22 protein-coding genes and 3 tRNA genes are annotated in these 25,526 nt (G+C 65.9%); 19 read left to right on the forward strand and 6 right to left on the reverse strand.

Going from position 1 to position 25,526, the window contains the following annotated elements; translation table 11 throughout:
• Window positions 1-4: 4 nt before the first annotated feature.
• From SPHI_RS01550 to SPHI_RS01620, 15 genes are all read left to right on the forward strand, one after another.
• Window positions 5-1,327 carry a replication-associated recombination protein A gene (locus SPHI_RS01550; protein ID WP_076743119.1) on the forward strand — a complete coding sequence of 441 codons (1,323 nt, stop codon included), beginning with the start codon at window positions 5-7 and terminating at the stop codon, window positions 1,325-1,327.
• Window positions 1,215-2,672, forward strand: coding sequence for a serine hydrolase domain-containing protein (locus tag SPHI_RS01555; RefSeq protein WP_083719593.1), 1,458 nt, complete (start codon window positions 1,215-1,217; stop codon window positions 2,670-2,672). Before SPHI_RS01550 ends, SPHI_RS01555 begins: the two co-directional genes overlap by 113 nt.
• The gene (locus tag SPHI_RS01560) at window positions 2,669-3,010 is read left to right on the forward strand and encodes an MmcQ/YjbR family DNA-binding protein (RefSeq protein ID WP_076743120.1); all 342 of its coding nucleotides are present in this window, start codon (window positions 2,669-2,671) and stop codon (window positions 3,008-3,010) included. The genes SPHI_RS01555 and SPHI_RS01560 overlap by 4 nt, the downstream gene beginning before the upstream one ends.
• Window positions 2,956-3,855 (forward strand): hypothetical protein, encoded by a 900-nt coding sequence (locus SPHI_RS01565; RefSeq protein WP_233130585.1) that lies wholly within the window; start codon window positions 2,956-2,958, stop codon window positions 3,853-3,855. Before SPHI_RS01560 ends, SPHI_RS01565 begins: the two co-directional genes overlap by 55 nt.
• A 20-nt stretch (window positions 3,856-3,875) precedes the next feature.
• Window positions 3,876-3,951, forward strand: a tRNA-Thr gene (locus SPHI_RS01570).
• Window positions 3,952-4,034: 83 nt separating this feature from the next.
• The gene (locus SPHI_RS01575; protein WP_233130587.1) at window positions 4,035-4,706 is read left to right on the forward strand and encodes an endonuclease/exonuclease/phosphatase family protein; all 672 of its coding nucleotides are present in this window, start codon (window positions 4,035-4,037) and stop codon (window positions 4,704-4,706) included.
• The gene (locus tag SPHI_RS01580; protein ID WP_076743241.1) at window positions 4,706-6,988 is read left to right on the forward strand and encodes a patatin-like protein; all 2,283 of its coding nucleotides are present in this window, start codon (window positions 4,706-4,708) and stop codon (window positions 6,986-6,988) included. Before SPHI_RS01575 ends, SPHI_RS01580 begins: the two co-directional genes overlap by 1 nt.
• 56 nt (window positions 6,989-7,044) lie before the next feature.
• Window positions 7,045-7,380, forward strand: coding sequence for a hypothetical protein (locus tag SPHI_RS01585; protein ID WP_076743122.1), 336 nt, complete (start codon window positions 7,045-7,047; stop codon window positions 7,378-7,380).
• Between the two features lie 4 nt (window positions 7,381-7,384).
• Window positions 7,385-8,059 (forward strand): orotidine-5'-phosphate decarboxylase, encoded by a 675-nt coding sequence (gene pyrF, locus SPHI_RS01590; RefSeq protein WP_076743123.1) that lies wholly within the window; start codon window positions 7,385-7,387, stop codon window positions 8,057-8,059.
• Window positions 8,060-8,152: 93 nt separating this feature from the next.
• Window positions 8,153-8,803, forward strand: a complete 651-nt coding sequence (locus SPHI_RS01595) for a phosphoribosylanthranilate isomerase (protein WP_076743124.1) — start codon at window positions 8,153-8,155, stop codon at window positions 8,801-8,803.
• Window positions 8,800-10,029 carry a tryptophan synthase subunit beta gene (gene trpB, locus SPHI_RS01600; protein WP_076743125.1) on the forward strand — a complete coding sequence of 410 codons (1,230 nt, stop codon included), beginning with the start codon at window positions 8,800-8,802 and terminating at the stop codon, window positions 10,027-10,029. Before SPHI_RS01595 ends, trpB begins: the two co-directional genes overlap by 4 nt.
• On the forward strand, window positions 10,026-10,817 hold the full coding sequence (gene trpA / locus SPHI_RS01605; RefSeq protein WP_076743126.1) for a tryptophan synthase subunit alpha: 792 nt from the start codon (window positions 10,026-10,028) through the stop codon (window positions 10,815-10,817). The genes trpB and trpA overlap by 4 nt, the downstream gene beginning before the upstream one ends.
• On the forward strand, window positions 10,814-11,674 hold the full coding sequence (gene accD / locus SPHI_RS01610; RefSeq protein ID WP_076743127.1) for an acetyl-CoA carboxylase, carboxyltransferase subunit beta: 861 nt from the start codon (window positions 10,814-10,816) through the stop codon (window positions 11,672-11,674). Before trpA ends, accD begins: the two co-directional genes overlap by 4 nt.
• Before the next feature lie 106 nt (window positions 11,675-11,780).
• Window positions 11,781-13,118: a bifunctional folylpolyglutamate synthase/dihydrofolate synthase gene (locus SPHI_RS01615; RefSeq protein WP_076743128.1), complete on the forward strand. Its 1,338-nt coding sequence runs from the start codon at window positions 11,781-11,783 to the stop codon at window positions 13,116-13,118.
• Between the two features lie 74 nt (window positions 13,119-13,192).
• Window positions 13,193-13,618, forward strand: a complete 426-nt coding sequence (locus SPHI_RS01620) for a DUF6628 family protein (RefSeq protein WP_076743242.1) — start codon at window positions 13,193-13,195, stop codon at window positions 13,616-13,618.
• Window positions 13,619-13,621: 3 nt separating this feature from the next.
• Here the strand turns inward: SPHI_RS01620 and SPHI_RS01625 are convergent, their stop codons facing one another.
• From SPHI_RS01625 to SPHI_RS01650, 6 genes are all read right to left on the reverse strand, one after another.
• A complete protein-coding gene (locus tag SPHI_RS01625) occupies window positions 13,622-14,965 on the reverse strand; it encodes an AmpG family muropeptide MFS transporter (RefSeq protein WP_076743129.1) in 1,344 nt (447 codons plus the stop codon).
• Window positions 14,966-15,337: 372 nt separating this feature from the next.
• A tRNA-Asp gene (locus tag SPHI_RS01630) sits at window positions 15,338-15,414 on the reverse strand.
• Window positions 15,415-15,465: 51 nt separating this feature from the next.
• Window positions 15,466-15,542: transfer RNA gene (locus tag SPHI_RS01635), tRNA-Asp, on the reverse strand.
• Window positions 15,543-15,566: 24 nt separating this feature from the next.
• Window positions 15,567-16,811 (reverse strand): AI-2E family transporter, encoded by a 1,245-nt coding sequence (locus SPHI_RS01640; RefSeq protein ID WP_083719596.1) that lies wholly within the window; start codon window positions 16,809-16,811, stop codon window positions 15,567-15,569.
• A 78-nt stretch (window positions 16,812-16,889) separates the two neighbouring features.
• Window positions 16,890-17,615, reverse strand: coding sequence for a Crp/Fnr family transcriptional regulator (locus SPHI_RS01645; RefSeq protein ID WP_076743244.1), 726 nt, complete (start codon window positions 17,613-17,615; stop codon window positions 16,890-16,892).
• A 32-nt stretch (window positions 17,616-17,647) separates the two neighbouring features.
• Window positions 17,648-19,378, reverse strand: a complete 1,731-nt coding sequence (locus tag SPHI_RS01650; RefSeq protein WP_233130589.1) for a class I adenylate-forming enzyme family protein — start codon at window positions 19,376-19,378, stop codon at window positions 17,648-17,650.
• 115 nt (window positions 19,379-19,493) lie between these two features.
• Here SPHI_RS01650 and SPHI_RS01655 point away from each other — a divergent pair, with 115 nt between their 5' ends.
• The 4 genes from SPHI_RS01655 (at window position 19,494) to SPHI_RS01670 (ending at window position 25,490) form a co-directional block, all read left to right on the forward strand.
• Window positions 19,494-20,717, forward strand: coding sequence for a serine hydrolase domain-containing protein (locus tag SPHI_RS01655; RefSeq protein WP_233130591.1), 1,224 nt, complete (start codon window positions 19,494-19,496; stop codon window positions 20,715-20,717).
• Window positions 20,718-20,834: 117 nt separating this feature from the next.
• Window positions 20,835-22,868 (forward strand): 3-hydroxyacyl-CoA dehydrogenase NAD-binding domain-containing protein, encoded by a 2,034-nt coding sequence (locus SPHI_RS01660; RefSeq protein ID WP_076743132.1) that lies wholly within the window; start codon window positions 20,835-20,837, stop codon window positions 22,866-22,868.
• A gap of 66 nt (window positions 22,869-22,934) precedes the next feature.
• Window positions 22,935-24,305, forward strand: coding sequence for an amidase family protein (locus SPHI_RS01665; RefSeq protein WP_233130593.1), 1,371 nt, complete (start codon window positions 22,935-22,937; stop codon window positions 24,303-24,305).
• The gene (locus tag SPHI_RS01670) at window positions 24,306-25,490 is read left to right on the forward strand and encodes an acyl-CoA dehydrogenase family protein (RefSeq protein WP_076743133.1); all 1,185 of its coding nucleotides are present in this window, start codon (window positions 24,306-24,308) and stop codon (window positions 25,488-25,490) included.
• The last annotated feature ends 36 nt before the right edge of the window (window positions 25,491-25,526 follow it).

The following is a 25,526-nucleotide window of genomic DNA, read 5'->3' on the forward strand; positions in this document are numbered from 1 at the left end:
GTGAATGGCCGATCTCTTCGCCGGGCTGGCGCCGCAGGAACCCGCCCCTTCCCCGCCCATCGATGCGCCGCTTGCCGATCGGTTGCGGCCGGCGCAGCTTGGCGACGTTGTCGGGCAGGATCACCTGACCGGGCCGGAAGGCGCGATCGGGCGGATGGTTGCGGCGGGCCGCCTGTCATCGATGATCCTGTGGGGGCCGCCGGGCACCGGCAAGACCACCATTGCGCGCTTGTTGGCGGATGCGGTTGGGCTTCGCTTTGTTGCGATTTCCGCCGTGTTTTCCGGCGTGGCGGACCTCAAGAAAGCCTTTGCCGAGGCACGCGACCATGCGCGGCTGGGCCGTCGCACCTTGTTGTTCGTGGACGAAATTCACCGCTTCAATCGCGCGCAGCAGGACGGTTTCCTGCCCTATGTCGAGGACGGCACCGTTACCCTGGTCGGGGCGACGACCGAGAACCCGAGCTTCGAGATCAACGCCGCGCTGCTGAGCCGGGCGCAGGTGTTGATCCTTCAACGGCTAGATGCGCGTGCGCTGGGCGAGCTCATCACGCGGGCCGAAGCGATCATGGAACAGCCGCTGCCCGTGGATGCGGCAGCGCGCGATGCACTTATCGCCAGCGCGGATGGCGACGGTCGGTTCCTGCTCAACCAGGTCGAGACGCTGTTCTCGGTGGCGCTGGATGCACCGCTCGACCCGGCGGGGTTGTCGGCATTTCTTCAGCGCCGCGTCGCGGTGTACGACAAGGATCGCGAGGGGCATTACAACCTCATCAGCGCCCTGCACAAATCGCTGCGCGGATCGGACCCGCAGGCGGCGCTCTATTATCTCGCGCGGATGCTCACCGCGGGCGAGGAGCCGCTCTACGTGCTGCGGCGGATCACGCGGTTCGCCAGCGAGGACATCGGGCTCGCCGATCCACAAGCGCTGGTGCAATGCCTTGCCGCCAAGGACGCTTATGAGTTCCTGGGTTCGCCCGAAGGGGAGTTGGCGATCGTGCAGGCGTGCCTTTACTGCGCCACCGCGCCCAAATCGAATGCCGCGTACATGGCGATGAAGTCGGCATGGCGGAGCGCACGCGAAACCGGGTCGCTGATGCCGCCGGCCTCGATCCTCAACGCGCCGACGCGGCTGATGAAAGACATCGGCTATGGCAAAGGCTATGCCTATGATCATGATACGGCAGAAGGATTTTCCGGTGCGGATTACTGGCCCGATGACATGGACCCGCAGCCTTTCTACCGGCCGACCGGCCGCGGCTTCGAACAGCGGATCGCCGAGCGGATGGCGCATTGGGACTCGCTTCGGCAGCGCCGCGGCGGCGCTTAGCATCGTCCTGGCGCCGCCACCGCTAGCGGCGCAGGTCATCGGGGCCCAGACATCCACCGCCTATGAACATGCCGTCGCCGCCGGATACAAGGCGATCACGCTTTGCGAAGGCGTGATTGCAGCGGGACGCACCGAGGCGCAGGTTGAGGCGCTGGAACTACGCGGCATCTATTCCGAATACCAGCCGCTGCTGCCTAAGCTGCGTGCAACGATCGACCGGGCCAAGCGCAACGTCAGCGTGACCTTCCCCGGCGATCTGCCGCCGCGCCTTGCGCAATGGGCGCCGCGCACGGGCTGCGTTCTGCAACCGATCGGGCGTGCGATCGCGCCGTGGCCCGCGTCATCTTCGAACACGCCCCTTCCCGCGCCGGGCGATCGGCGCCCTTGGCCGATGGGCGACGGCGGGATCGCGCCACGCCCCTCGCCTGCGCTGGCGGGTACGATCGGCCGTGCGTTCGATCGCACCACCTATAAGGGTGAGACGGTCGGCGTGGTGGTGGTGCGCGACGGACGGATCATCGCGGAGCGCTACGCCGACGGCTTCGGGCCGTTTGTCTCGAACCGCACCTGGTCCGTCGCGAAGAGCATTGCGGGAACGCTGGTGGGCGTGGCGGCCCGCGATCTTCGCATCGACCCGATGAAGCCGGCGAACATTCCCGAATGGGACCATTCCGCTGACCCGCGCCGCGCGATCACGTTGGACAATCTCCTGCGCATGGCGTCCGGGTTGCACAGCGATCATTACGGCAATCGCACCGATGCGATCTATTTCGGCGGCACGACCGTGACCGAGCAAGTGCCGGGCTGGCCGATCGAGGTGCGGCCGGGCACGCGCTTTCGTTACGCCAACAACGACATCATGCTTGCCGCCCGCGCCGTTCGCGCGACGATGAAGAACGACACGCGCTACGCCGCCTGGCCCTCGCGATTGTTCGAACCGCTCGGGATGCAGCACACCACCGCCGGCACCGACTGGCAGGGTAATTTCATCCTTTCGAGCCAGGTCTATACCACCGCTCGGGACCTCGCTCGCCTCGGGCAATTCTGGCTGCAGGATGGCGTGTGGCAGGGCAAGCGCCTGCTGCCGGCGGGCTGGATGCGCTACATGACCACGCCCAGCGGGCCGCAGCCTGCGGATGGCCCAGGCTATGGCGCGACGATGTGGCTGTTCGGCGCGAAGCAGGGCCTGCCCGCCGGCAGCTATTCCGCGCAGGGCAATCGCGGGCAGTATGTGATGGTGGTCCCGTCCGAGCGGTTGGTGATCGTTCGCCGAGGCGAGGATCATGGCTCGGGGCGGTTCGACATCGCCCGCTTCACCGCGGACGTAATCCGCGACCTGAAATGAACGATTGGGAAGACGTCGTCGCCTTCGCCTGCGCGTTGCCGGAGGTGACGATGGCGCCTTATTATGGCGTGCCCTGCCCCAAGGTGAACAACAAGGCGTTCGTCTCGCCCGGGCGCGAAGCAGGCAGCTTTCACGTGGCGAGCCCGCATGACGAGAAAGCGGTATTGTTGGAGACCGATCCGGACACCTTCTGGCAGACGCCGCATTACCAGAACTGGCCGGGGGTGCTGGTCCGCTTCGGCTCGGCCGATCCGGAACGGGTACGTACGGTGATCCGGCGCGCGTGGTGGGACCGCGCGACCAAGGCGCAGCGCAACAGCTTCGGGCCGCGGCCCTGACGCACTTCCGGCAGTTTGCCGCCATCGATTGGTCCGGCGCCAAGGGGCGGCGGCACAAGGGCATCGCAGTTGCCTTGTGCCATGCCGGTACGCAGGCACCGGAACTGGTGAGCGCGCCGAATGGCGTCTGGTCGCGCCAGGCGGTGCTCGACTGGCTGGTCGCCCGCGCCGACGTGCCGCTGCTGGTTGGGATCGATTGTAGCTTCGCCGCGCCCTTTGTCGCACGCGGAGCACATCTTCCGGGCGAGACGGAGACCCAGACTGCGCGCGACTTATGGGCTTATGTCGATCGGCATAGCGACGACGACGATCTAGGAGCAGCGTCGTTTCTTGAGGCGCGGCGCGGGCGGCACTTCTACCTTGGCGCGGCGGACGGGCAGAAGCGTGACTTCCTGCATTGGCGGGCATGCGAAATGGTAGGCGGCCATTCGACCAAGCCAACCACCGTCTATGATGCAATTGGCGCCGCGCAGGTCGCCAAGGCGAGCTTTGCCGGCATGCGGATGCTCCATCACCTTGCCGAGCGGATGGCGGTGTGGCCGTTTGATCCGGTGCCGGCGCACGGCGCGGTGCTCGTCGAGATCTATACCGCCATCGCGGCGCGTGCCGCCGGCATGCCGCGCGGGCGGAGCAAGATGCGCGACGCGACCTCGCTCGACACCGCGCTTGCCGCCATCGGCAGCGCGCCGCACATCCCGCTTTCGCGCTACGACGATCATTCAACGGATGCGATCCTTGCCGCTGCCTGGCTGCGCGCCAATGCAACGCGCGCCAGTCTGTGGCACCCGCCCGGCCTGACCGAGCAAGTTCGGCAAAGCGAAGGCTGGACCTTCGGCGTTACCTGACGCATGAGCGCGTCTGATGTGCCGGTTTAGCTCAGCTGGTAGAGCAGCGGTTTTGTAAACCGAAGGTCGCGGGTTCGATTCCTGCAACCGGCACCACCTTCCCCGGTCCCCGCCGGGTAGCAACCAGCCGAAGCGCGAGGCGTTTCACCACCGCAATGATTCGTGTCGCGAGCTATAATATGCGCAAGGCGATCGGCACCGACCGCCGGCGCAGCCCGGAACGCGTGCTGGAAGTGCTTCGCGAGGTCGATGCGGACATTATCGCCCTGCAAGAGGCGGATCGCCGCTTCGGCGCACGCATGGCGGTCATCGCCCCGCACCTCCTCGAGGAGCATAGCGACTGGAAATCCGTGGGCTTTGGCGTGCGCGCGGGATCGATGGGGTGGCACGGTAACGCCCTGCTCGTTCGCAAGCACTGCCACATCGTGGATTGCGAGGTGATCCACCTGCCCGCGCTGGAGCCGCGCGGCGCCGTGATGGCGGACGTGCAACTGGGGGACACGGTGCTGCGCGTGATCGGAATGCACCTCGACCTGTCGGGCTTGTGGCGCCGGCGTCAGGCGGCGGCGATCCTGAGCCATGTCGAGGCCAGCAGCGTGCGCCGCCCCACCGTGATGATGGGCGACCTAAACGAATGGACGCGCGCGGCCGGGTGCCTGCGCGATTTCGGTCGCGCCTTTGCATTCGCGGAGACCGGACCGAGCTACCATGCCCGCCGACCCGTGGGGCGGCTGGACCGGATCATGGTGTCGGGCGATCTGAAGGTACAGGATTGCGGCGTTCACACCAGCGCCGCAGCGCGCAAGGCGAGCGATCATTTGCCGATCTGGGCCGATGTGAAGCCGGCATGATGCGCGACGCGGAACTGCGGCTGGCGCTGGTCTGCTACGGCGGGGTGAGCCTGGCCGTCTATATGCACGGCATCACCAAGGAGATCTGGCACGTCGCGCGCGCCAGCCGGGCGAGTCATGAAGGCGAGACGCTCGACGGCAGCGCGGGTGCTTATGCCGGGCTTTTTGATGAAATCGCCCGCACTACGGGCACGCGGCTGCGCGTGCTGCCAGACATCATCGCCGGGGCGAGTGCCGGCGGGATCAACGGCGTCTTCCTGGCGCAGGCGCTGAGTGCCGGCCAATCGCTCGATCCCCTGACCGACCTGTGGCTCGACAATGCCGATGTGGAGGCACTGATCGCGCCCAGCGCCGCTCCGGCCTCGCGCTTTTCCAAGGCCTGGGCGCTGCCGATCGCATGGATGGCTGCGGGGCGCAGCGCCGATCAACTGGAGGAACTGGACGAGGATACGCGGGAAGAAGTGCGCGCGAAATTGTCGCACTTCATCCGCTCGCGCTGGTTCGAGCCGCCGTTCGACGGGCCGGGCTTCACCGCGATGCTGCTCGACGCGTTCGAGGCGATGAGTGCCGCGCCGCGTGGCCCGCGGCTGCTGCCGGAAGGCCAGCCGCTCGACCTGTTCGTCACCGTTACCGATTTCACCGGCCATCCCGAACGGTTGCAGCTCCATTCCCCGGCGGAAGTGGTCGAGACCGAGCATCGCCTGGTGCTGTCGTTCACCGATCATGGCACCGCGTGCGAAACGCTGGCGCCGGCGCCCGAACTGGCCTTTGCGGCGCGTGCGACGTCGAGCTTCCCGGGCGCGTTTCCGGCGTTCACCGTGGCGGAACTCGACGGCGTGCTGAAGGAACGGCGCGGGCGCTGGCCGGGCCGGGGCGCGTTCCTCGCGCGGGCGATGCCGCGGCATGCCGCAGCGAATGCGGCGGAAAAAGCTGCGTTGATCGACGGATCGGTGCTCGCCAACGCACCGTTCCGACCAGCGATCGATGCATTGGATGAGCGGCCCGCCCGGCGGCAGGTCGATCGGCGCTTCGTCTATATCGACCCCTCCCCCGGGATGACGTTTCGCGTCACCAGCGATGGGGAGGGGCCGCCCGGCTTCTTCCAGACGATTCTGGGCGCAGTCAGCGAATTGCCGCGCAAGCAGCCGATCCGGGACAATCTGGAGGCGCTTGCCGCGCGATCGCGGCGGATCGAGCGGATGCGCGCGATCACCGATGCGATGCGGCCAGGGATCGAGGCGGATGTGGAGACGCTGTTCGGGCGCACCTTTTTCCTCAACAGCCCCACACCCGCACGCCTTGCAGCGTGGCGCCGCCGCGCACAGCTCGCCGCCGCCGAACGCGCCGGCTTCAGCTATGCCGCTTATGCGCACCTCAAGATCAGCGGTGTGATCGAGACGATCACCGCCCTGCTGCACGCCGCTGGCGGCGAACCCGGACCACAGCGCTGGCAGCGGATCCGCAGCCGGATCGAGGAAGCGCTCCGCAGCCGCGGCTATGATTCGGCGACCCCGTCGAACGTGGCCGGTGACGCCTCGATCGCGTTCCTGCGCACCTTCGACATTGGTTTTCGTATTCGCCGGCTGCGGCTGCTGGCACGGCGGCTGGTCGAGCTGGAAGGCGAGCATGACGAGCACACCCTGCAGCCGGTGCGCGACGCGCTGTACGATTCGCTGGCCGCCTATCTCGAACGCAAGCTGCCGGGCCTGCATCGTGGTTTGCGCGGCGCAGTGCGAACGCTGAGCGGCGACGCTGAGCCTCTGCTCGACAGCCTGGCGGAATCACTCGATCTCAGCCGGCTGGATGCCGAAACGGACGAGCGGATCGCCGCTGCGCTAGCCACGCTGCCGCGCCAGCCACGGCGCACGCTGCTGTTGCACTATCTCGGCTTCCCTTATGTCGATCTCGCGACGCTGCCGCTCCTGCAGGGCGAGGGGATCGATGAGTTTGATCCGGTAAAGGTCGATCGCATCTCGCCGGACGATTGCACCGCAATCCGCGAGGGTGGTGCGGAGGCGACGCTGAAAGGCATACAGTTCAGCAACTTCGGCGCCTTCTTCAGCCGTTCCTATCGCGAGAACGATTACCTCTGGGGCCGGCTGCATGGCGCCGAGCGGATGATCGACATCATCGTGTCCGCCCTGCCGAGCGATGCCCGGTTGAAGGCCGGCAAGGTGGCCGCGGCCAAGCGCGCCGCCTTTCACGCGATCCTTGACCAGGAGGAGCCCCGACTGGGTACCGCGCGCGCGTTGATCGCTTCGCTGCGTGCGGAGATCGGGTGAGACTGGTCAAAGCGCCGCTTCCGTAATAGCGTCGCCGGCATGCCGGAGCCCCGTACATGCAGTTCCTGAGAATCCTGTTCTGGGCCTTGGTCGCCTTCGTTTCGGCGGTATTCACTTTCGGCAATTGGAAATGGGTGCCGATCTGGCTGTTCGGCAATCTGGTGGCAGAGGTTAATTTGCCGCTGCTGCTGTTCGTCACGTTCCTTGCCGGCTTCCTGCCGACCTTTCTGTATCAGCGAACAATCCGTTGGCGGTTGGGGCAGCGGCTTGCCGCCGCGGAGCGGGCGGTGGCCGATCTGCGCGCCGCCTCGATTGCCGAGCCGGCGTCCCCTGCGCCCGTTTCGCCTGCTCCGGCCATCGCGCCCGCTTCTGTTCCGCCCGAGGCTGTCTGACCCCATGTCCAACCGTATCTTCGTTGCGCTCGACACCCCTGATCTGGAACGCGCCAAAGCGATCGCCACGCGGGTCCGCCACCATGTCGGCGGGATCAAGCTGGGGCTCGAGTTCTTCGCCGCCAACGGACGCCACGGGGTGCGCGAGATGGGCGAGCTTGGCCTGCCAATCTTCCTCGATCTCAAGCTGCACGACATCCCCAACACTGTGGCCAAGGCAGTGCAAGCGCTGCGCGGGCTTGAGCCGGTGATCCTTACAGTCCATGCGTCGGGCGGCCAGGCGATGCTGGAAGATGCCAAGGCGGCGGCGCCGACCGGGACCAAGGTGGTGGCGGTGACGATGCTGACCAGCCTCGACGACCGTGATCTCGCGGCGACCGGCGTGACGGGCGCCGCGCACGAACAGGTGCTGCGCCTCACCGAACTGGCGATGAAATCCGGCGTCGACGGCATTGTCTGCTCGGGCGAGGAAGTGAAGGCTGCGCACCAGCTTTGGCCCAAGGGGTTTTTCGTCGTGCCTGGCGTTCGTCCCGCCAACGGCGTGGTCGGTGACCAGAAGCGGGTCGTGACCCCCCGTCAGGCGCTCAACCATGGTGCATCGATCCTGGTCGTCGGCCGCCCGATCACCCAGGCCGAGGACCCCGACGCCGCCGCCCGCGCGATCAACGCGACGTTGTAGCCCGCCCACCGTCACTCCCGTCCACTCACGGGAGGGCGCCCATTCTCCCCTCCCGCTTGCGGGAGGGACTGAGGGAGGGCATGTCGCAACACGATGCGCCCAAGATCTTCAAAGACTACCGCCAAGACCTGCGGGCTATCGACCCCCGAGACGGTTGACGCCGCCATCGGGGGCGGTGCGAGTCACATCGGCTTCGTCTTCTTCCCGCGATCGCCTCGCAACCTTTCGTTCGATCAGGCTGCCGGCCTTGCCGTGCGCGTGCCGAGCCATGTCAAGCGCGTAGGTGTCTTCGTCGATCCTGACGACGCGCTGATCGAACAGGCGATCGGTGCGGCGAGGCTCGATGCGGTCCAGCTCCATAAGACCGCGCCCGACAGGATCGCGCATCTGCGCAGTGCTTTTCACACCGAAATCTGGGCCGCGATCGCCGTAAAGACACGCGCGGACCTCGATGCCGCGCACCACTATGCCGGTGTCGCCGAGCGCATCCTGTATGATGCGAAGACGCCGGAAGGGGCGCTCCCGGGCGGCATGGGTGTGCGGTTCGACTGGACGCTGCTCGACGGCTTCCGCCACCCGCTACCCTGGGCGCTGTCGGGCGGGCTCCACACCGACAATGTCGGGGAAGCGATCCGACGTACGGGTGCTTCGCTGGTCGATGCCTCGTCCGGGCTGGAAACGGAGCCGGGCGTCAAGAGCGTGGACAAGATCACCAGCTTCCTGCAAGCGGTCGCCGCATCATGAATGCACCCAATTCCTTCCGCGCCCAGCCTGACGAGCGCGGCCATTTCGGCGATTACGGCGGCCGCTATGTCGCTGAAACGCTGATGCCGCTGATCCTAGAGCTTGAGCGCGAATATCGTGCCGCGAAGAGCGATCCGGCGTTCCAGGCGCAGTTCGACGATTTGCTCGAACATTATGTCGGCCGTCCCTCCCCCCTCTATTATGCCGAGCGGCTGACCGACGCGCTGCGCGAGAACGCAACGGATGGCATGGGCGCGGAGATCTGGTTTAAGCGCGACGAGCTGAACCACACTGGCGCGCACAAGATCAACAATTGCATTGGCCAGATCCTGCTCGCGATTCGTATGGGCAAGACGCGGATCATCGCTGAGACCGGCGCCGGCCAGCACGGCGTAGCGACGGCGACTGTGTGCGCGCGCTTCGGCCTGCCTTGCGTCATCTACATGGGCGCGAAAGACGTCGAGCGGCAGGCGCCAAACGTGTTCCGCATGAAGCTGCTGGGCGCCGAGGTCCGCGCGGTGCAATCGGGCGCGCACACGCTCAAAGATGCGATGAACGAGGCGATGCGCGACTGGGTCGCCAACGTTCACGACACCTTCTACATTATCGGCACCGCGGCCGGCCCGCATCCCTATCCGGAGCTGGTGCGCGACTTCCAAAGCGTTATCGGCCGCGAGGCGCGCGCGCAGATGATGGCGCGCATTGGCCGCTTGCCCGACCTGCTGGTGGCCGCGATCGGCGGTGGGTCGAACGCGATCGGCCTGTTCCATCCGTTCCTCGACGATCCCGACGTTCAGATGCTCGGCGTGGAAGCCGCAGGCGAAGGGCTGGAGAAGAAGCATGCTGCGAGTCTAGCGGGCGGCTTCCCCGGCGTGCTCCATGGCAACAAGACGTATTTGTTGCAGGACGAGGATGGGCAGATCGCGGAAGCGCATTCGATCTCGGCCGGGCTCGATTACCCCGGAATCGGGCCGGAGCATGCATGGCTGAAAGATATCGGTCGCGTCGAATATACCGCGGTGACTGATGACGAGGCGCTCGACGCTTTCCAGCTGCTGTGCCGGACTGAAGGGATCATTCCCGCGCTCGAACCTTCGCACGCGATTGCAGCTGTAAGCCGCAAGGCACGGGAGATGCGGCAGGATCAAGTAATCCTGGCCAATCTATGCGGGCGCGGGGACAAGGACATCTTCACCGTCGCGCATGCGCTGGGGGTGGCGATATGAGCCGCCTTTCCCAGGCCTTCACGAAGGGACACGCGGCGCTCGTCACCTTCGTGACTGCCGGCGATGGCGACACGCCCGCAGTGTTAGACGCGCTGGTGGCAGCAGGTGCCGACGTGATCGAGCTCGGCATGCCGTTCACCGATCCGATGGCGGACGGACCGGCTATCCAGGCCGCCAATATCCGCAGCCTCGTAGCCGGCACAACAACCGCCGATATCCTGCGGATCGCACGCGATTTTCGTGCGCGCCATGCCGACGTGCCGCTAGTGTTGATGGGCTATGCCAACCCGATGGTCCGCCGCGGCGCCGACTGGTTCGCCAGCGCTGCCAAGGAAGCGGGCGTGGACGGCGTGATCTGCGTCGATATTCCCCCGGAGGAGGACGAGGCGCTTGGGCCGGCGCTCCGACGTAGCGGCATCGATCTCGTGCGGTTGGCCACCCCCACCACTGATGTGGCGCGTCTGCCGCAGGTGCTCGATGGTGCGTCGGGCTTCGTCTATTACGTCTCGGTTGCCGGCATCACCGGCCTGCAACAGGCCGCGCAGGGATCGATCGAGGATGCGGTCGCGCGGCTGAAGGCGGCAACGGATCTGCCGATCGCAGTGGGCTTCGGCGTGCGCACACCCGATCAGGCGCGGGAAATTGCGCGCGTGGCGGATGGCGTGGTGGTCGGCTCGGCGATCGTCGAGCTGGTAGCGGCGCACGGCAGGGATGCGCCCGCGCATGTGCGCACTTATGTTGAAGGATTGGCGGCCGCTGTTCGCGCCGCTCGGAAGGAACTCGCATGAGCTGGTTGTCCAGCGTTCGCAACGCTTTATCGTTCGTTGTTCCGGCGAAGAAGGAAACACCCGACAACCTTTGGCACAAGTGCAAGGGGTGCGGGACGATGGTGTTCACCAAGGAATGGGAGGAGAACCTTTCCGTCTGCCCGACGTGCGACCATCACGGGCGGATCGGCCCTGCCGCGCGCTTCGCGCACCTGCTCGACGAGGGCAGCGCCGACCTCCTGCCGTCGCCGCACGCGCCTGAGGATCCACTCAAGTTCCGCGACTCGAAACGCTATGCCGATCGACTGAAGGCCGCCCGTGCGGATACGGGCGAGCAGGACGCGTTCATCAACGCGCGCGGCACCATTCACGGGCACCGGGTGGTGATCGGCGTGCAGGATTTCGCCTTCATGGGCGGATCGATGGGTCAGGCCGTTGGCGAGGCGTTCATCCAGGGCGTCGAGACGGCGATCAAGGACAAGGCGCCGTTCGTGGTGTTTACCGCGAGCGGCGGGGCGCGCATGCAGGAGGGCATCCTCAGCCTGATGCAGATGCCGCGCAGCACCGTGGCGATCCAGATGCTCCACGACGCTGGCCTGCCCTATATCGTCGTGCTGACCGATCCCACCTCCGGCGGCGTGATGGCGGCTTATGCGATGCTGGGAGATATCCACATCGCCGAGCCGCGCGCGACCTTGGCCTTCACCGGCCGTCGCGTGATCGAGAATACGATCCGCGAGAAGTTGCCCGACGATTTCCAGACCAGCGAATATTATCTGGAGCACGGGCTGATCGACATGGTCGTCCATCGCAAGGAGCTGCGCGATCGCCTGGCGACGGTGATCGGCTATCTCTGCGAGGGCCGCAAGGCGGCCTAATCTCCCCTCCCGCCTGCGGAGGGGTCGGGGGAGGGCCTGTCCCCGACCGTCATGGGCTAGAGGACAGGCCCTCCCCTAGCCCCTCCCGCAAGCGGGAGGGGGATTGATGCCCGATCACGCCATTTCCACCGATCCCGCCGTGCAGGCACAGCTCGACCGCTTGTGGTCGCTGTCGCCGGGCGCCGACGTGCTCGGCCTCTCGCGCATCACCGTGCTGCTCGCGCGCGTCGGCAATCCGCATCTGCGCCTGCCGCCGGTGTTCCATGTCGCCGGCACCAACGGGAAGGGCTCCACCTGCGCTTTCCTTCGCGCGATGCTGGAAGCGGACGGCAAGCGCGTTCACGTCTATTCCAGCCCGCACCTCGTCCGGTTCAATGAACGTATCCGGGTCGCCGGAAGTTTGATCGAGGACGCCGCGCTTGCGCCGCTGCTGAAGGAAGTGCTCGACGCCGGCGGCGATATCGGCGCCAGTTTCTTCGAGGTCACGACGGCGGCAGCGTTCCTTGCCTTCGCCCGCACGCCAGCCGACGCCTGCGTGATTGAGGTGGGGCTTGGCGGGCGGCTTGACGCGACCAACGTGGTCCAGCCGATGGTGTGCGGGATCGCGGGTCTCGGCATCGATCATGAGGCGTTCCTGCTGGCGGAAGAGGCGGGCACGCCCGCCGAGCCGATCGCGCGCGTTGCCTTCGAAAAGGCGGGCATCGCCAAACCCGGCGTGCCGCTGGTCACGCAAGCCTATCCTGTACCGGCGGCCCAGGCGGTCGCGGCGGTGGCGCGCACGAATGGCGCGACGCTGCTGGCGCGAGGCGAAAAGTGGAATGCGGCTGTCGGCGAAACCCTGACCTATCGGGATCAGACGGGAACGCTTGACCTGCCGCTGCCGACACTCCCCGGCGTACATCAGGCGGACAATGCCGCACTCGCGCTTGCCATGCTCCGGCACCAGCAAACCATCGCCGTCGCGCCCCAGGCGATGCAGGCCGGGGTTCGCGACGCGTTCTGGCCGGCGCGCATGCAACGGCTGTCAGATGGTCCACTGACCCGGCTGCTCGGCACCCCGCCAGCGCACGGGATCTGGTTGGACGGCGCGCATAACGAGTCAGCCGCCATGGCGATTGCCGACAACTGGCCCCGTCACGTGCCAACGGCGATCGTCATCGGCATCCTCGCCAACAAGCGCGCTGGGGAGGTGCTTCGGCGCCTGATCGGCATGGCGAACAAGGTTCAGGTCATCGCCGTGCCAGTTCCGGGTCATGCCAGTCACTCACCCGCGGCCCTCGCGGCCGAGGCGCAGGTGCTGGGAGCGGTTAGTGCGGCCACTGCGGAAACGGTGCAGGAGGCCTTCACGGCGCTCGCCGGCGCTGGGGCTGAGCGCGTGCTTGTCGCTGGCTCACTCTATCTAGCCGGCAAGGTGCTCGACGCGAACGACGAACTGCCCAGTTGAGGCTCAACGTTGCGATTGACTTGCAATAGCGGATTAGGGAGACTGTTCGCGAAGAGGAGTCGTCCCCCATGACCATGTCCGCCATCGCTACCCTGGCCGCCTTGCCCCACGCGCTGCCCGACTGCCCGAACGGTCGCACCGCGCTATTCGCCATGCGTCGCATCGGAGGTCACGGCCTCACCGATGCACGCGCCGCGCATGCGCTGTTCACCGCTTTCGGGGAGGGGTTCCGCCGCCCGCTGACGCTGGTCCGCGGGTTGATGGCGGACATGGCCGCCGCCGCCGCCGGGCCGATCTCGATCGCGCCCTGCTGTTGCGCCCGGATGACGCATGCCGAAGCGGCGCTGCTGACTATCCTGGCGCGGGTGGAGGTGTATCCCGAAACCGCGCGGCTGTTGCTGGCCGACCTCCTCGGCATCCGCGCGGTCGATGGCGTTCTCGCCAGCGCGGCGGCAGTGGCGGTCGCCTTTGCTGACGAGGGCCGGCCGATCACGGCCTAAGGATCACGGCGTCAGCTTCTGCGGGGGCGATGTCCCCTCCTCGGCGGTCGGCTGGCGCGCCTGCTCGACCACAAAGCCGCGGCGCCACAGCACCCAAAGCAGGATCAACCCGGGCAGCGCGACGATCATGGTGACGATCCAGAAGCCGACCCAGCCGAACTCCTCGGCGACATAACCGGACGGCGTCGACAGCCACGTCCGCCCGACCACTGCGAAGGATGACAGAAGTGCGAATTGCGTCGCCGTATAGGCGAGGTTCGCGAGGCCGGAGAGATAGGTCGCGAACACGGTCAGGCCGATGCCGCTCGTCACCTGCTCGGTGGCGACAGCGATGAACAGCCAAGTCGGAGAATGGCCTTGCATGGCAAGGATCGCGAAGGTCGCGTTGGACAGCATCATCAACACGCCCGACACGAACAACGCACGCCCCATGCCGAGCCATGCAAGGAAAGGCGCCCCCAATGCGGTGCCGATCAGCAAGCCCCACAGCCCGACCACCTTGTTGATCGCAAGGAATTCGGTGTCGGAGAAGCCAAGCTCGACGATCATCGGATTGAGCATCCCCTGCCCCATCGCGTCGCCCAGCTTATAGACGAGCACGAACAGCAGGATCAGCAGCGCGCCGCGGCGACGGAAGAACTCGCGGAATGGGCTGACCACCGTATCGGTGAACCAACCACGCCCGCCGCGCCGCACCGTCTGCTCGTGTAGCCCCGGGCCCATCCACAAGGCCGCGATCGCCGCCGGGATCAGGCACAGCGAGGTCAGGCCGTAGCCAAGACCCCAGCCGAGCCCCAGCCCTTCGCTCGACGCAACCGCGATCGTGCCGACGCCGGCGATGAAATTGCCGGTGCGATAGCCGAACTGGTTGGTCGCGGTGCCGTGTGCCAGCTCGTCGTCAGGCAGGATTTCGATGCGATATGCGTCGATGACGATATCCTGCGTCGCCGACAGGAACGCCGTCACGATCGCCCAGAACGCAAAGACGCCGAGGTGCAGCTCCGGCTGGCTCGCGCCCAGCATCCATACCGAGACGAACAGCAACGCCTGCACGAGGAACAGCCAGGCGCGTCGCTGCCCCACCAGGTTGGCCAGCACCGGCAGGCGAATGCGGTCGATCAGCGGCGCCCAGAGGAACTTCAGCGTATAGGGGGTGGTGAGGCCGATCGCGAAGCCGATCGTCTTCTTGTCGATGCCGACCTTGGCAAGCCAGAAGGTCATCGTGCCAAGAAGCAATGTCAGCGGGAAACCGCTGGAGATCCCCAGCAGAAAGGCGGCAAACGGTCGCGGCCGCAGATAGGGAGCCATCGCCGCGCCAAACCCGCGCCGCGCCACTGCTTCGGACATTATACGCTTCACTCCCCACGCACTTCTCGCGGGGGCTTAGCGGATCGTCACGCGATCGTCATCCCGGCGTGAGGCGGCGCGGCGTGCTCGTCATCCCGAGAGCACGAGTCCGCTGCGCAACCCACGCCGTCATGCCGGGCTTGTCCCGGCATCCACCGGGCCGCACCCTCACCACTGTGGAGTTTGCGGAACAGTGGACCCCGGCACAGGGCAAGGGTGACGGGGGCGGGGGTGACGGGGTCGCATGTGACGGGAGCGCGACCTGGACGCCGCTAGGGCGCGCGACTGGGGCTGTGCCCGGTGATCTGGGAATTTCAGCTTCGCCAGACGACGGCAACTGTCAGGATGTCTCGTGGAACCGCCACCATCCGGTGGCGCGAGTGACGGGGCTCGAACCCGCGACCTCCGGCGTGACAGGCCGGCGCTCTAACCAACTGAGCTACACCCGCTCGGACCAGCCGTGTCGGACTTCCACGTGGATCAGCACCATCCGTGAAGGATGGCGCGAGTGACGGGGCTCGAACCCGCGACCTCCGGCGTGACAGGCCGGCGCTCTAACCAACTGAGCTACACCCGCTTGGATCAGCGTGGAGGCGCGCCACTATGCCACCGGCGCGTGGCTGTCAACGACCGGGCCGTCACTTTTTTCCGCCCGGCGTGATCGCCGGCGCGGCTGGCGCACCAAGGTGCCGTGTTCGAACAGGAAGCCGGCGATATCGGGCTTGCCCGCACCGTTGATGATCGTCTGAATGATGATCAGCAGCGGCACCGCGAGCAGTGCGCCGATTGTGCCCCACACCCAACCCCAGAAGCTCAGCGAGACGAGGATCAGCACCGGGTTGATCGTAAGGCGATGCCCGACGATCAGCGGCGTCACGACGTTCGCCTCGACCAGATGAAGGCCGTACATGATCGCCGGGGCTGCAAGCGCGGTTGCAACGTCGCTGAAGGTCATCAATCCACCGACCGCGACCAGCAGCGCCGCGATCACCGGGCCGAAATAGGGGATGTAGTTGAACAAGGCGACGATCCCCCCCCACATCAGCGGAAAGGGCATGCCGAGCAGGTGCAAAGCGCCCGCCGTGACCAAGCCGAGCACGATGTTGATGAGGGTGATCGTGCCGAGATAGCTCGACACGTCGTCCACCACGTCCTGGATCACCCGCGCTGTCGCCATGGCGCCGCCGAAGCTTTCGCGATTGGTGATCATCTTGGCGCGGAGCCTCGTCCAGCCGGACAGGAAGAAGAAGCTCACCAGCACCGCATAAAGAACCTGGATGATGACGGCCGGGGCGGACGTGGCCGCCAGCTCGAGAATGGAGCTGGGCGGTGCGACGGCGGCGGTGGGTGACTGACGCACCGGCGTACTCGCCAACCGCCGCAACGTGCGGTTCACATAGCGTTCGAGGTTTGAATAAAGATCGAGCAGCGGCGCCAGGTTTTCCTGAATGCGGTCGATGCGACGCGGGAGCAGCTGAAAGAAATCCACCGCCGGCACCACGATCGCGGCCAGCGCGACATTTGCCGCAATCAGGAACAGCAGGACGCAGAACAGCGCCGCAATCGCTGGTGGCACCCGCCGCGCCTCCAGCCATTCCAGCAGCGGAATAAGCGCGATCGCCACCACCATCGCCGCGGCGGTAGGCATGAAGAATTCCGCGCCCGCCTTCAATGCAAAGGGCACGCCGACCACCAGCCCCATGCCCGCGGTAAGGGTCAGCGCCGCGAGCAACCGATCGCGGCGCAGCGCGACTCGCGGATCTTCCGCCGACAGCAGCCCGCCTGTCCCGAACGCCTGTTCCGGTAGTGCCGACGAGGCGCCAGGATCGTCAGAGGAATGGGGCATGACAAACAACCCTAGCGCGACGGATTGCCGCTCGCCAGCGGGTGCATCGTCGTGGATCAAGACGGGATGTGAACGGGATCACGCCTTCCAGGGCCCGTCCTCCAGATACAGATAATCGGAGTCGAACTCGCCAACCCGCGCGAGTTGTCCAAAGTCCAGAATCCGCGCCTTGCCGCGGCCGACGATCGCCAGGCCGTCTTCGCGCAGGCGCCGCACGATGCGATTGACGTGAACGCTGGTCAGCCCGGTCGCCTCGCCCAAATCCTGCTGGGTGAGCGGCAGATCGTAACCGTTGTCCGACACTCGCCCAACGGCGCTCATCCGGCAGAAGGTTTCGCAAAGAAAATGCGCCAGCCGCCCCGCCGCGTCTAGGCGGCCGATGCGGAAGATCCACTCACGGTGGAGCGCGGCGTCCAGCAAGGTGCTGAACCACAGCATGGCGGCAAGGTGCGGACGATCGACCATGATCCGGTCAATCTGTTCGTGCGGGATGAAGGCGAACTTCGCCTCGCTGATGGTGCCCACGTCATGATCGATGAAACGGGACGGATAGCCGTGCAGGTCAACGAAGTCGCCTGGCACATGATAGGACAATAGCTGCCGATAGCCATCGCGCGCGTCCATGTAGCGGCAAGCGTAGCCCTCCACCAGCAAGGTGCTGTAGCGCATCCGCTCCCCGCGGCGCGACATGACCTTGCGGGCCGGCACGGTCTCGACCCGCTCGATCGCGGTCTCGAGCGCGGCAATCTCCGCCTCGGTCAATTCCGAGCGCCGCCGCCCGCGCAGGAAGTCCCTTGTTTCCACCGACGATCCTTTTGTTTCGCCGATGCAACGCTTCACGCAGCGACACGATCCTCAAAGTAGCTTTTCAGATCGCGCTTCAAAATCTTCCCGTTGGCATTCCGTGGCAGCATCTCTTGGCAGAAGCGGATCGCCACCGGCACCTTGAACGCCGCCAGCCGCTCTCGCACCCAGGCCTGAAGCTCCGCCTCTGTTGCCGTGCTGCCGGGCACAAGATGCACCACCGCCGCCGGCTCCTCGCCCAAGATACGATGCGGTATGCCGACCAGCGCGCAATCGGTCACGGCCGGATGCTCGTAGAGGACGTTTTCCACCTCGCTCGAATAGATGTTCTCGCCGCCGCGGATCACCATGTCCTTGGCGCGATCGACGATGAAGCAGAACCCTTCCTCATCCACCCGCGCGAGATCGCCGGTGCGCACCCATCCATCGACGAACGTCGCGGCGGTCGCCTCTGGCTTGTTCCAATAGCCCTTCACGATCATCGGCCCGCGCGCCCACAGCTCGCCCACTTCGCCCGCGGGCAGCTCGCGCCCGTCAGCGTCGGTCACCTTAAGGTCCGCCACAGCCACCGCCGGGCCGCAGCTTTCGGGACGGTGGAGGTAATCCTCGCCGGAATGCGTGGTCACCGTCGCGGTCGTCTCGGTCATGCCCCAGCCGTTGCCGGGCGAGGTCTTCAGCTCGCCCGCAATCTTGCGGACCAGCTCGGGCGCGGAGGGGGCGCCGCCATAGCCGATCGCCTCTAGGCTGGAGAGATCGTAGCGGTGCCGCTCGGGATGCTCCAGCAGCTGCCACGCGATGGTCGGCACTCCGCCGGTTGAGTTTACCTTCTCGCGCTCGATGATCTCCATCGCGCGGACAGCGTCGAACTTGCGCATGTAGATGATCGTGTGCCCCGCCGCCATCGCGCCCATCAGCCCGGCGGAAAGCGCGGTGGCGTGGAACAGCGGAATCACCGTCAGCGCCACCTTTTGCGCCGGCTCGGGCAGCGGATCGCCGCGCCGCAGGATCGTGCGCGCCACGGCATAGCCAGTCGACAGGATATTGGTCATGAAGTTGCGGTGCGTGCCCAGCGCGCCCTTCGGCTTGCCCGTCGTGCCGCTGGTGTAAAGGATCGTCGCCTCGTCCTCCGGCATCAGCGCAACGCCCGGCAGCTCCCCGGCCGGCAGCGACGGCCAATCATGCGGCGTGCCGATCACATCCTCCAGCCGCTCCGCCCCGTCCAGAGGATGCGTCGCCCGGCTGACCAGCACGCGCTTCACTCCCGGCGCCTCGGCCAGCAGTGGGGCGACTCGCTCCCACCGCTCGTCGTCCACGATCAGCACCTTCGCGCCCGAGTCCGTCAGACCATAAACAAGCTCTTCGCCCGTCCACCAGGCGTTGAGCGGCACTGCAATCGCACCAAGCGTCGTCACCGCAAAGAAGGCGACGATCCATTCGGGCAGGTTGCGCATCGCAAGCGCCACGCGATCGCCCTTCCCCACCCCGCCCAAGGCCAGATCCGCCGCCAGCGCCGCAATGGCGCGGAACTGCGCGTCATAGCTGACCCGCTCATCCTCGTAGATCGTCGCCAGCCGCTCGCCATGGGTGCGCGACAACGCGACCAAGGCGGCCATGTGCGGCGGCGCATTCTTCCATACCCGCGTCGGCACGCCGTGGATCGTCACCGTCTCCATCTCGAATTTCGCGCCCGGCGCAGTCAGCAGCGCCTCCGCTTCCTTCACCGTCACGGCAGGCCAGGATGCGGCTAATGGTTGCGTCGCCACGACAAATTCTCCCAGCGTTAAATTTCGCGTCCGATTGGCGCCACGTTAGGATTGATTCCGTGCCCGCTCAAGCGATAGGAGGGAGCGAATTAGAAACGGGGGTATGGAGGGGGCCATGAAACTCGCATCGCCTGATAAACACGGCTTTGACGGCCAGCGACTGGCCGCAATCGACACGTTCCTGAAGGAACGGTACCTCGATTCAGGAGAATTCCCGCATGCCCAGCTGCTGATCGCGCGAGATGGCGAGATCGTGCACTTCTCCTCTCAAGGTGCGGCGCGCGAAGACGGCGCGCAGACGATCGATGAGGGGAGCCTGTTCCGCATCGCATCGATGACGAAGCCGATCACCTCCGTCGCGTTCATGATCCTGGTGGAGGAGTGCAAGGTCGCGCTCGACACGCCGGTCCACCACGTCCTGCCTGAGTTCAAGAAGCTCGGCGTTTATGCCGGTGGCGGCGCGGGCGTGCCGTTCATGACCCGCTCGACCGACGAGCCGATGCGGATGGTGGACCTGCTCCGCCACACCTCGGGCCTAACCTACGGCTTCCAGAACCGCTCCAACATCGACGCCGCGCACCGCGAGCTGAAGCTGGAGAATTGGCACGGCAACCACGATCTCGACAGCTTCGTCGCCGAACTGGGCAAGCTGCCGCTCGAATTCTCCCCCGGCACCCAGTGGAATTATTCGGTCTCTACCGACGTGCTCGGTGCTGTTGTGCAGCGCGTGTCGGGCATGCCGCTCGCCGACTTCTTCGAACAGCGCATCTTCAAGCCGCTGGGCATGAACGATACCGGCTTCACCGTGCCGGCTGACAAGCTCAACCGTCTCGTCGATTGCTACACCCTTGTCCCCGGCAAGGGGAAGGTGATGTTCGATCGCGCGGCCGAGAGCATGTGGTCGCAGCCGTTCAAGCTCGTCTCGGGCGGCGGCGGGCTGATCTCCACCGCGCTCGATTACAACAAATTCTGCCAGATGTGCTTGCAAGGCGGCACGCTGGACGGCGCGCGCATCCTCGGCCGCAAGACGATCGAATTGATGACGCAGAACCACCTGCCCGGCGGCGCGGACCTTTCCGCCATGTCCCGCTCGCTGTTCAGCGAGACGCAGAATGCCGGCACTGGCTTTGGCCTCGGCTTTGCGGTGACGATCGACACCGCGCGCTCGATGATGCCCGGCAGCGTCGGCGAATATTATTGGGGCGGCATGTTCTCGACCGCCTTCTTCATCGATCCGGTCGAGCGCGTCTCGATGGTGTTCATGACTCAGCTGTCGCCCAGCATGATCTACCCCATCCGCCGCGAGCTCAAGACGATGATCTATTCGGCGATGACGTAACGCCCGTCATTCCCGCGAAGGCGGGAATCCAGACTGGCTGACTTATCGATCGAGCCGCGACTTTCGAGTTTATGGGTCCCCGCCTGCGCGGGGATGACGATACGGAGAACGAAAAGAATGACTTCCCCCGTCCGCTTCGAACGCCACGACGATGTCCTCGTCATCATTTCCGATTCGCCTCCGGTAAACGCGCTCGGCGCGGGCGTGCGTGACGGGCTCAACGAAGGCGTCAGCCAGGGCATCGCCGATCCCGCGATCAAGGCAATGGTGATCCGTTGTGACGGCAAGACCTTCTTCGCCGGGGCCGACATCACTGAATTCGGCAAACCGCCGAAGGGCGCGTCGCTGCAAGACGTCATCATCATGATGGATTCGAGCGAGAAGCCGATCGTTGCCGCGATCCACGGCACCGCATTGGGCGGCGGCTGCGAAGTCGCGCTCGCTTGCCATTATCGCGTCGCGGTGCCCTCGGCAGTGATGGGGCTTCCGGAAGTGAAGCTCGGACTGCTCCCGGGCGCGGGCGGCACGCAGCGCCTGCCGCGCATCGTCGGCGTGAAGGCAGCGATTGAGATGGTTGCGATCGGCGATCCGATCCCGGCCAAGAAGGCGAACGAAGTCGGCCTGGTCGACCGCGTCGTCGGCGAGGATTCGCTGGAGGCCGACGCGATCGCCTTCGCGCGTGAAATCGCCGATAAGAAGCCGATTCCGCGCGTCCGCGACAAGACGGTCGCGCCCGATCCCGACGCGGTTGAGGCGTTCAAGCAGAAGCACGGCAAGCGCATGCGCGGCTTCGACGCGCCAGCCGCCAACATCGCCTGCGTCGTCGCCGCCAGCGAGCTGCCGTTCGACGAAGGCCTCAAGTTCGAGCGCACTGAGTTCATGAAGCTGATGAGCGGCACCCAGTCTGCCGCCCAGCGCCACCTGTTCTTCGCCGAACGCCAGGCCGCCAAGATCGACGACGTCGATCCCAAGACGACGCAGCTGCGCCCGATCAACAAGGTCGGCGTGATCGGCGCCGGCACGATGGGCGGCGGCATCTCCATGAATTTCCTGTCGGCCGGCGTGCCGGTCACGATCGTCGAGATGCAGCAGGACGCGCTCGATCGCGGCACCGGCGTGATGCGCAAGAATTATGAGGCGTCGGCCGCAAAGGGCCGCATCAAGCCCGACGCGCCCGAAAAGGCGATGGGCCTCGTCACGCCGACGCTCAACCTCGAGGATCTCGCCGACTGCGACCTCATCATCGAGGCGGTCTATGAGAATATGGACGTCAAGAAGGAGCTGTTCACCAAGCTCGACGCCATCGCCAAGCCCGGCGCGATCCTCGCCACCAACACGAGCTACCTCAACGTCGACGAGATCGCCGCGGTGACCAAGCGTCCCGAAGACGTCGTCGGCATGCACTTCTTCTCGCCGGCCAACGTCATGCGCCTGCTCGAAGTGGTGCGCGGCGAGAAGACCGCCAAGGACGTGCTCGCCACCGTCATGGCGCTGGCCAAGAAGATCAAGAAGGTCGCGGTGGTCGCCGGCGTCTGCCACGGCTTCATCGGCAACCGCATGCTCTCGCCGCGGCAGATCGAGGCCAACAAGCTGCTGATGGAAGGCGCCACCCCGGCGCAGATCGACAAGGTCCATGTCGAGTTCGGCATGCCGATGGGCCCGTTCCAGATGGCCGATCTTGCCGGCGTCGACATCGGCTGGCACCGCGACCCGAACCGGATCGAGAGCATCCGCGACGCGCTCGCCGCCGAGGGCCGCTGGGGCCAGAAGAAGAGCGCCGGCTATTACGATTATGACGAGAAGCGCAACGCGACGCCCAGCCCGCGCGCGCTCGAGATTATCGAGGAGTTCCGCGCCAAGTCGAACCTGCCCAAGCGCGAGATCACCGATCAGGAGATCGTCGAGCGCACGCTCTACACGATGGTCAACGAAGGCGCGCTGATCCTCGAAGAAGGCAAGGCGCAGCGCGCCAGCGACATCGATGTCGTCTGGATCATGGGCTACGGCTGGCCGGTCTATCGCGGCGGCCCGATGTTCTGGGCACAGAACGAAGTCGGCCTGAAGAAGGTCGTCGAGGGCCTGGAGAAGCACGGCTTCACTGTCGCCGAGAGCCTCAAGACCGCTGCCGAAAGCGGCACCGCGCTGAAGTGATGAAGTCTCCCTCTCCCCGCTTGCGGGGAGAGGGCAAGCGAGCGGAGCGAAGCGAGGGAGAGGGGCATGACTGAAACGATGACGCATCACACTGCCCCTCTCCCCGCACGCAGGGAGAGGGAGAAGAGCGCTCTCGAAACCGCCGCCGCCATCCGCAGCGGCGCCACCACCGTGCTCGCCGAAACCGAAGCCGCCATCGCGCGCATCGAGGCACGCGACGGCGCGCTCAACGCGGTAATCGTCCGCGATTTCGACAACGCTCGCCAAGCCGCGGCGGCGCTGGACGCGCGCATCCGATCCTGCTTCGACGCGCCGCTGCTCGGCGTGCCGATGACGATCAAGGAAAGCTACGATATCGCCGGCCTGCCGACGACCTATGGCTTCGCCGAACACGCCGGCTTCATCGCACAGGAAGACGCCGTCGTCGTAAAGCGCCTCAAGGCCGCCGGCGCGATCTTCCTCGGCAAGACCAACGTGCCCCCTGCCCTGTCCGATTTGCAATCGAACAATCCGGTGTACGGCCGCACCAACAATGCCGTGAACCCCGACCGCGTCGCGGGTGGCTCGTCCGGCGGCTCGGCGGTGGCGCTCGGCGCGGACATGGTGCCGCTTGAATTCGGCTCCGACATCGGCGGCTCGATCCGCGTCCCTGCCGCGTTCAACGGCGTCTGGGGCCACAAGCCGACATGGGGCGTGATCCCCACCGAAGGTCATTATTTCCCCGGCACCGACAGCGCCCGCAGCGTCCTGTCGGTTCTCGGCCCGATGGCGCGCGACGCCGACGATCTCGAAACCGCGCTTGACGTCGTCGCCGATCACCCGCTCGCCCCCGCCAACCGCCACGGCCATAGCTGGCGCGTCCTCATTCTCACCAGCCATCCGATGGCGAAGGTACAGGGTTCGATCGTCGCCGCACTCGAGTCACTCGGCGAAGCATTCTCCGCTGACGGCGCCACCGTCGATCGTACCAGCGACCTGCTCCCCGATCTCGAACGCCAGCACGCCGGCTATTGGCAAATGCTCAACATCGCCATGTCGCGTAGAGGCCCGCTGTCGGAAGGGCAGCAACCGCCCGCGCTCGAGACCTGGCTCCACCTCCACGACGAACAGGCCCGCATCCAGCGCCAGTGGCGCCGCCTGTTCGAGACTTACGACGCGGTGATCGCCCCCGCCGTCGGCATGACCGCCTTTGGGCACGACGACACGCCCCTCGCTACCCGCCGCCTGTCGATCGACGGCGAGGACACGCAATTCTTCCACCAGTTCGCCTTCCCCGGCCTCGCCACTTTTCCGATGCTGCCCGCCACCAGCGTGCCGATCGGCAAGGATGCGGACGGCCTGCCGATCGGCGTTCAGGTCATCGCCGATCTCTACGCCGACCGAACCGCCATCGCTGCGGCCGCAGCGGCCCACGACCTTGCATGGAGTGCCCGATAGATGCCCGACCTTGATCAGTTCCGGTCCGAAACACGCACGTGGCTGGAGGCAAATTGCCCACCCGAAATGCGCGAACCGATCCGTTCGGAGAAGGATTCGGTTTGGGGCGGCCGCGACCAGAGCGCGATGACGCCCGCGCAAAAACAGTGGATGGACGCGATGGGCGCCAAGGGGTGGACCGTTCCCGATTGGCCGAAGGAATATGGCGGCGGCGGTCTCTCGCCGGCCGAAACCAAGATCCTGCGCGAGGAAATGGCGGCAATCCGTGCGCGCAACCCGCTGTCCTCCTTCGGCATTTCGATGCTCGGGCCGGCGCTGCTGAAATACGGCACCGAAGAGCAGAAGAAGGAGCATCTGCCCAAGATCGCGCGCGGTGAGATCCGCTGGTGCCAGGGCTATTCCGAACCCAACGCTGGCTCCGACCTCGCCAGCCTTGCCACCTCGGCAGAGGACAAGGGCGATCACTTCCTGGTCAACGGCCAAAAGGTTTGGACCAGCTACGCCAATTACGCCGACTGGATCTTCTGTCTCGTCCGCACCGACAAGACAAACAAGCACAATGGCATCAGCTTCGTTCTGTTCGACATGCAAACGCCGGGGGTTTCCACCAAGCCGATCCTGCTGATCAGCGGGTACTCGCCCTTCTGCGAGACCTTCTTTGACAATGTGAAGGTGCCTAAGGAGAATCTGGTCGGCGAGCTCAACAAGGGTTGGGACGTGGCCAAATACCTGCTTGGCCATGAACGCGAGATGATTTCGGGCATGGGCCTTGGCGGTGGCGGCAAGAACCCGCTGATCACCGGCGCGATCGCCACGATCGGCCTCGACCACGACGGCCGCCTCGCGGATCCGCTGCTACGCGCCAAGATTGCCGAGTTCGAGGTCCGCTCCAAGGCATTTGCGGCGCAATCTGAACGCTTTATCGATGAGCTAAAGGCTGGTCGCGCACACCCGGCCCAGCCGTCAATGATGAAATATTACGGCACCGAGCTGAACAAGTCGCGCCACGAACTGATGATGGCGAGCGGCGGTTCGGACACTCTCGAATGGGACAGCGAGCGCTCGCGTGGCGGCGCGCCCGCACGCGACTGGCTGCGCACCAAGGCGAACTCGATCGAGGGTGGCACCAGCGAAGTGCAGCTCAACATCATCGCCAAGCGCATCCTGGAGCTGCCGGGAGCGTAAGCCACAATCGCCCTCTCTTCGTCCGGAGAGAGGGTT

Source organism: Sphingomonas jeddahensis, assembly GCF_001981525.1.
GTDB lineage: Bacteria > Pseudomonadota > Alphaproteobacteria > Sphingomonadales > Sphingomonadaceae > Sphingomonas > Sphingomonas jeddahensis.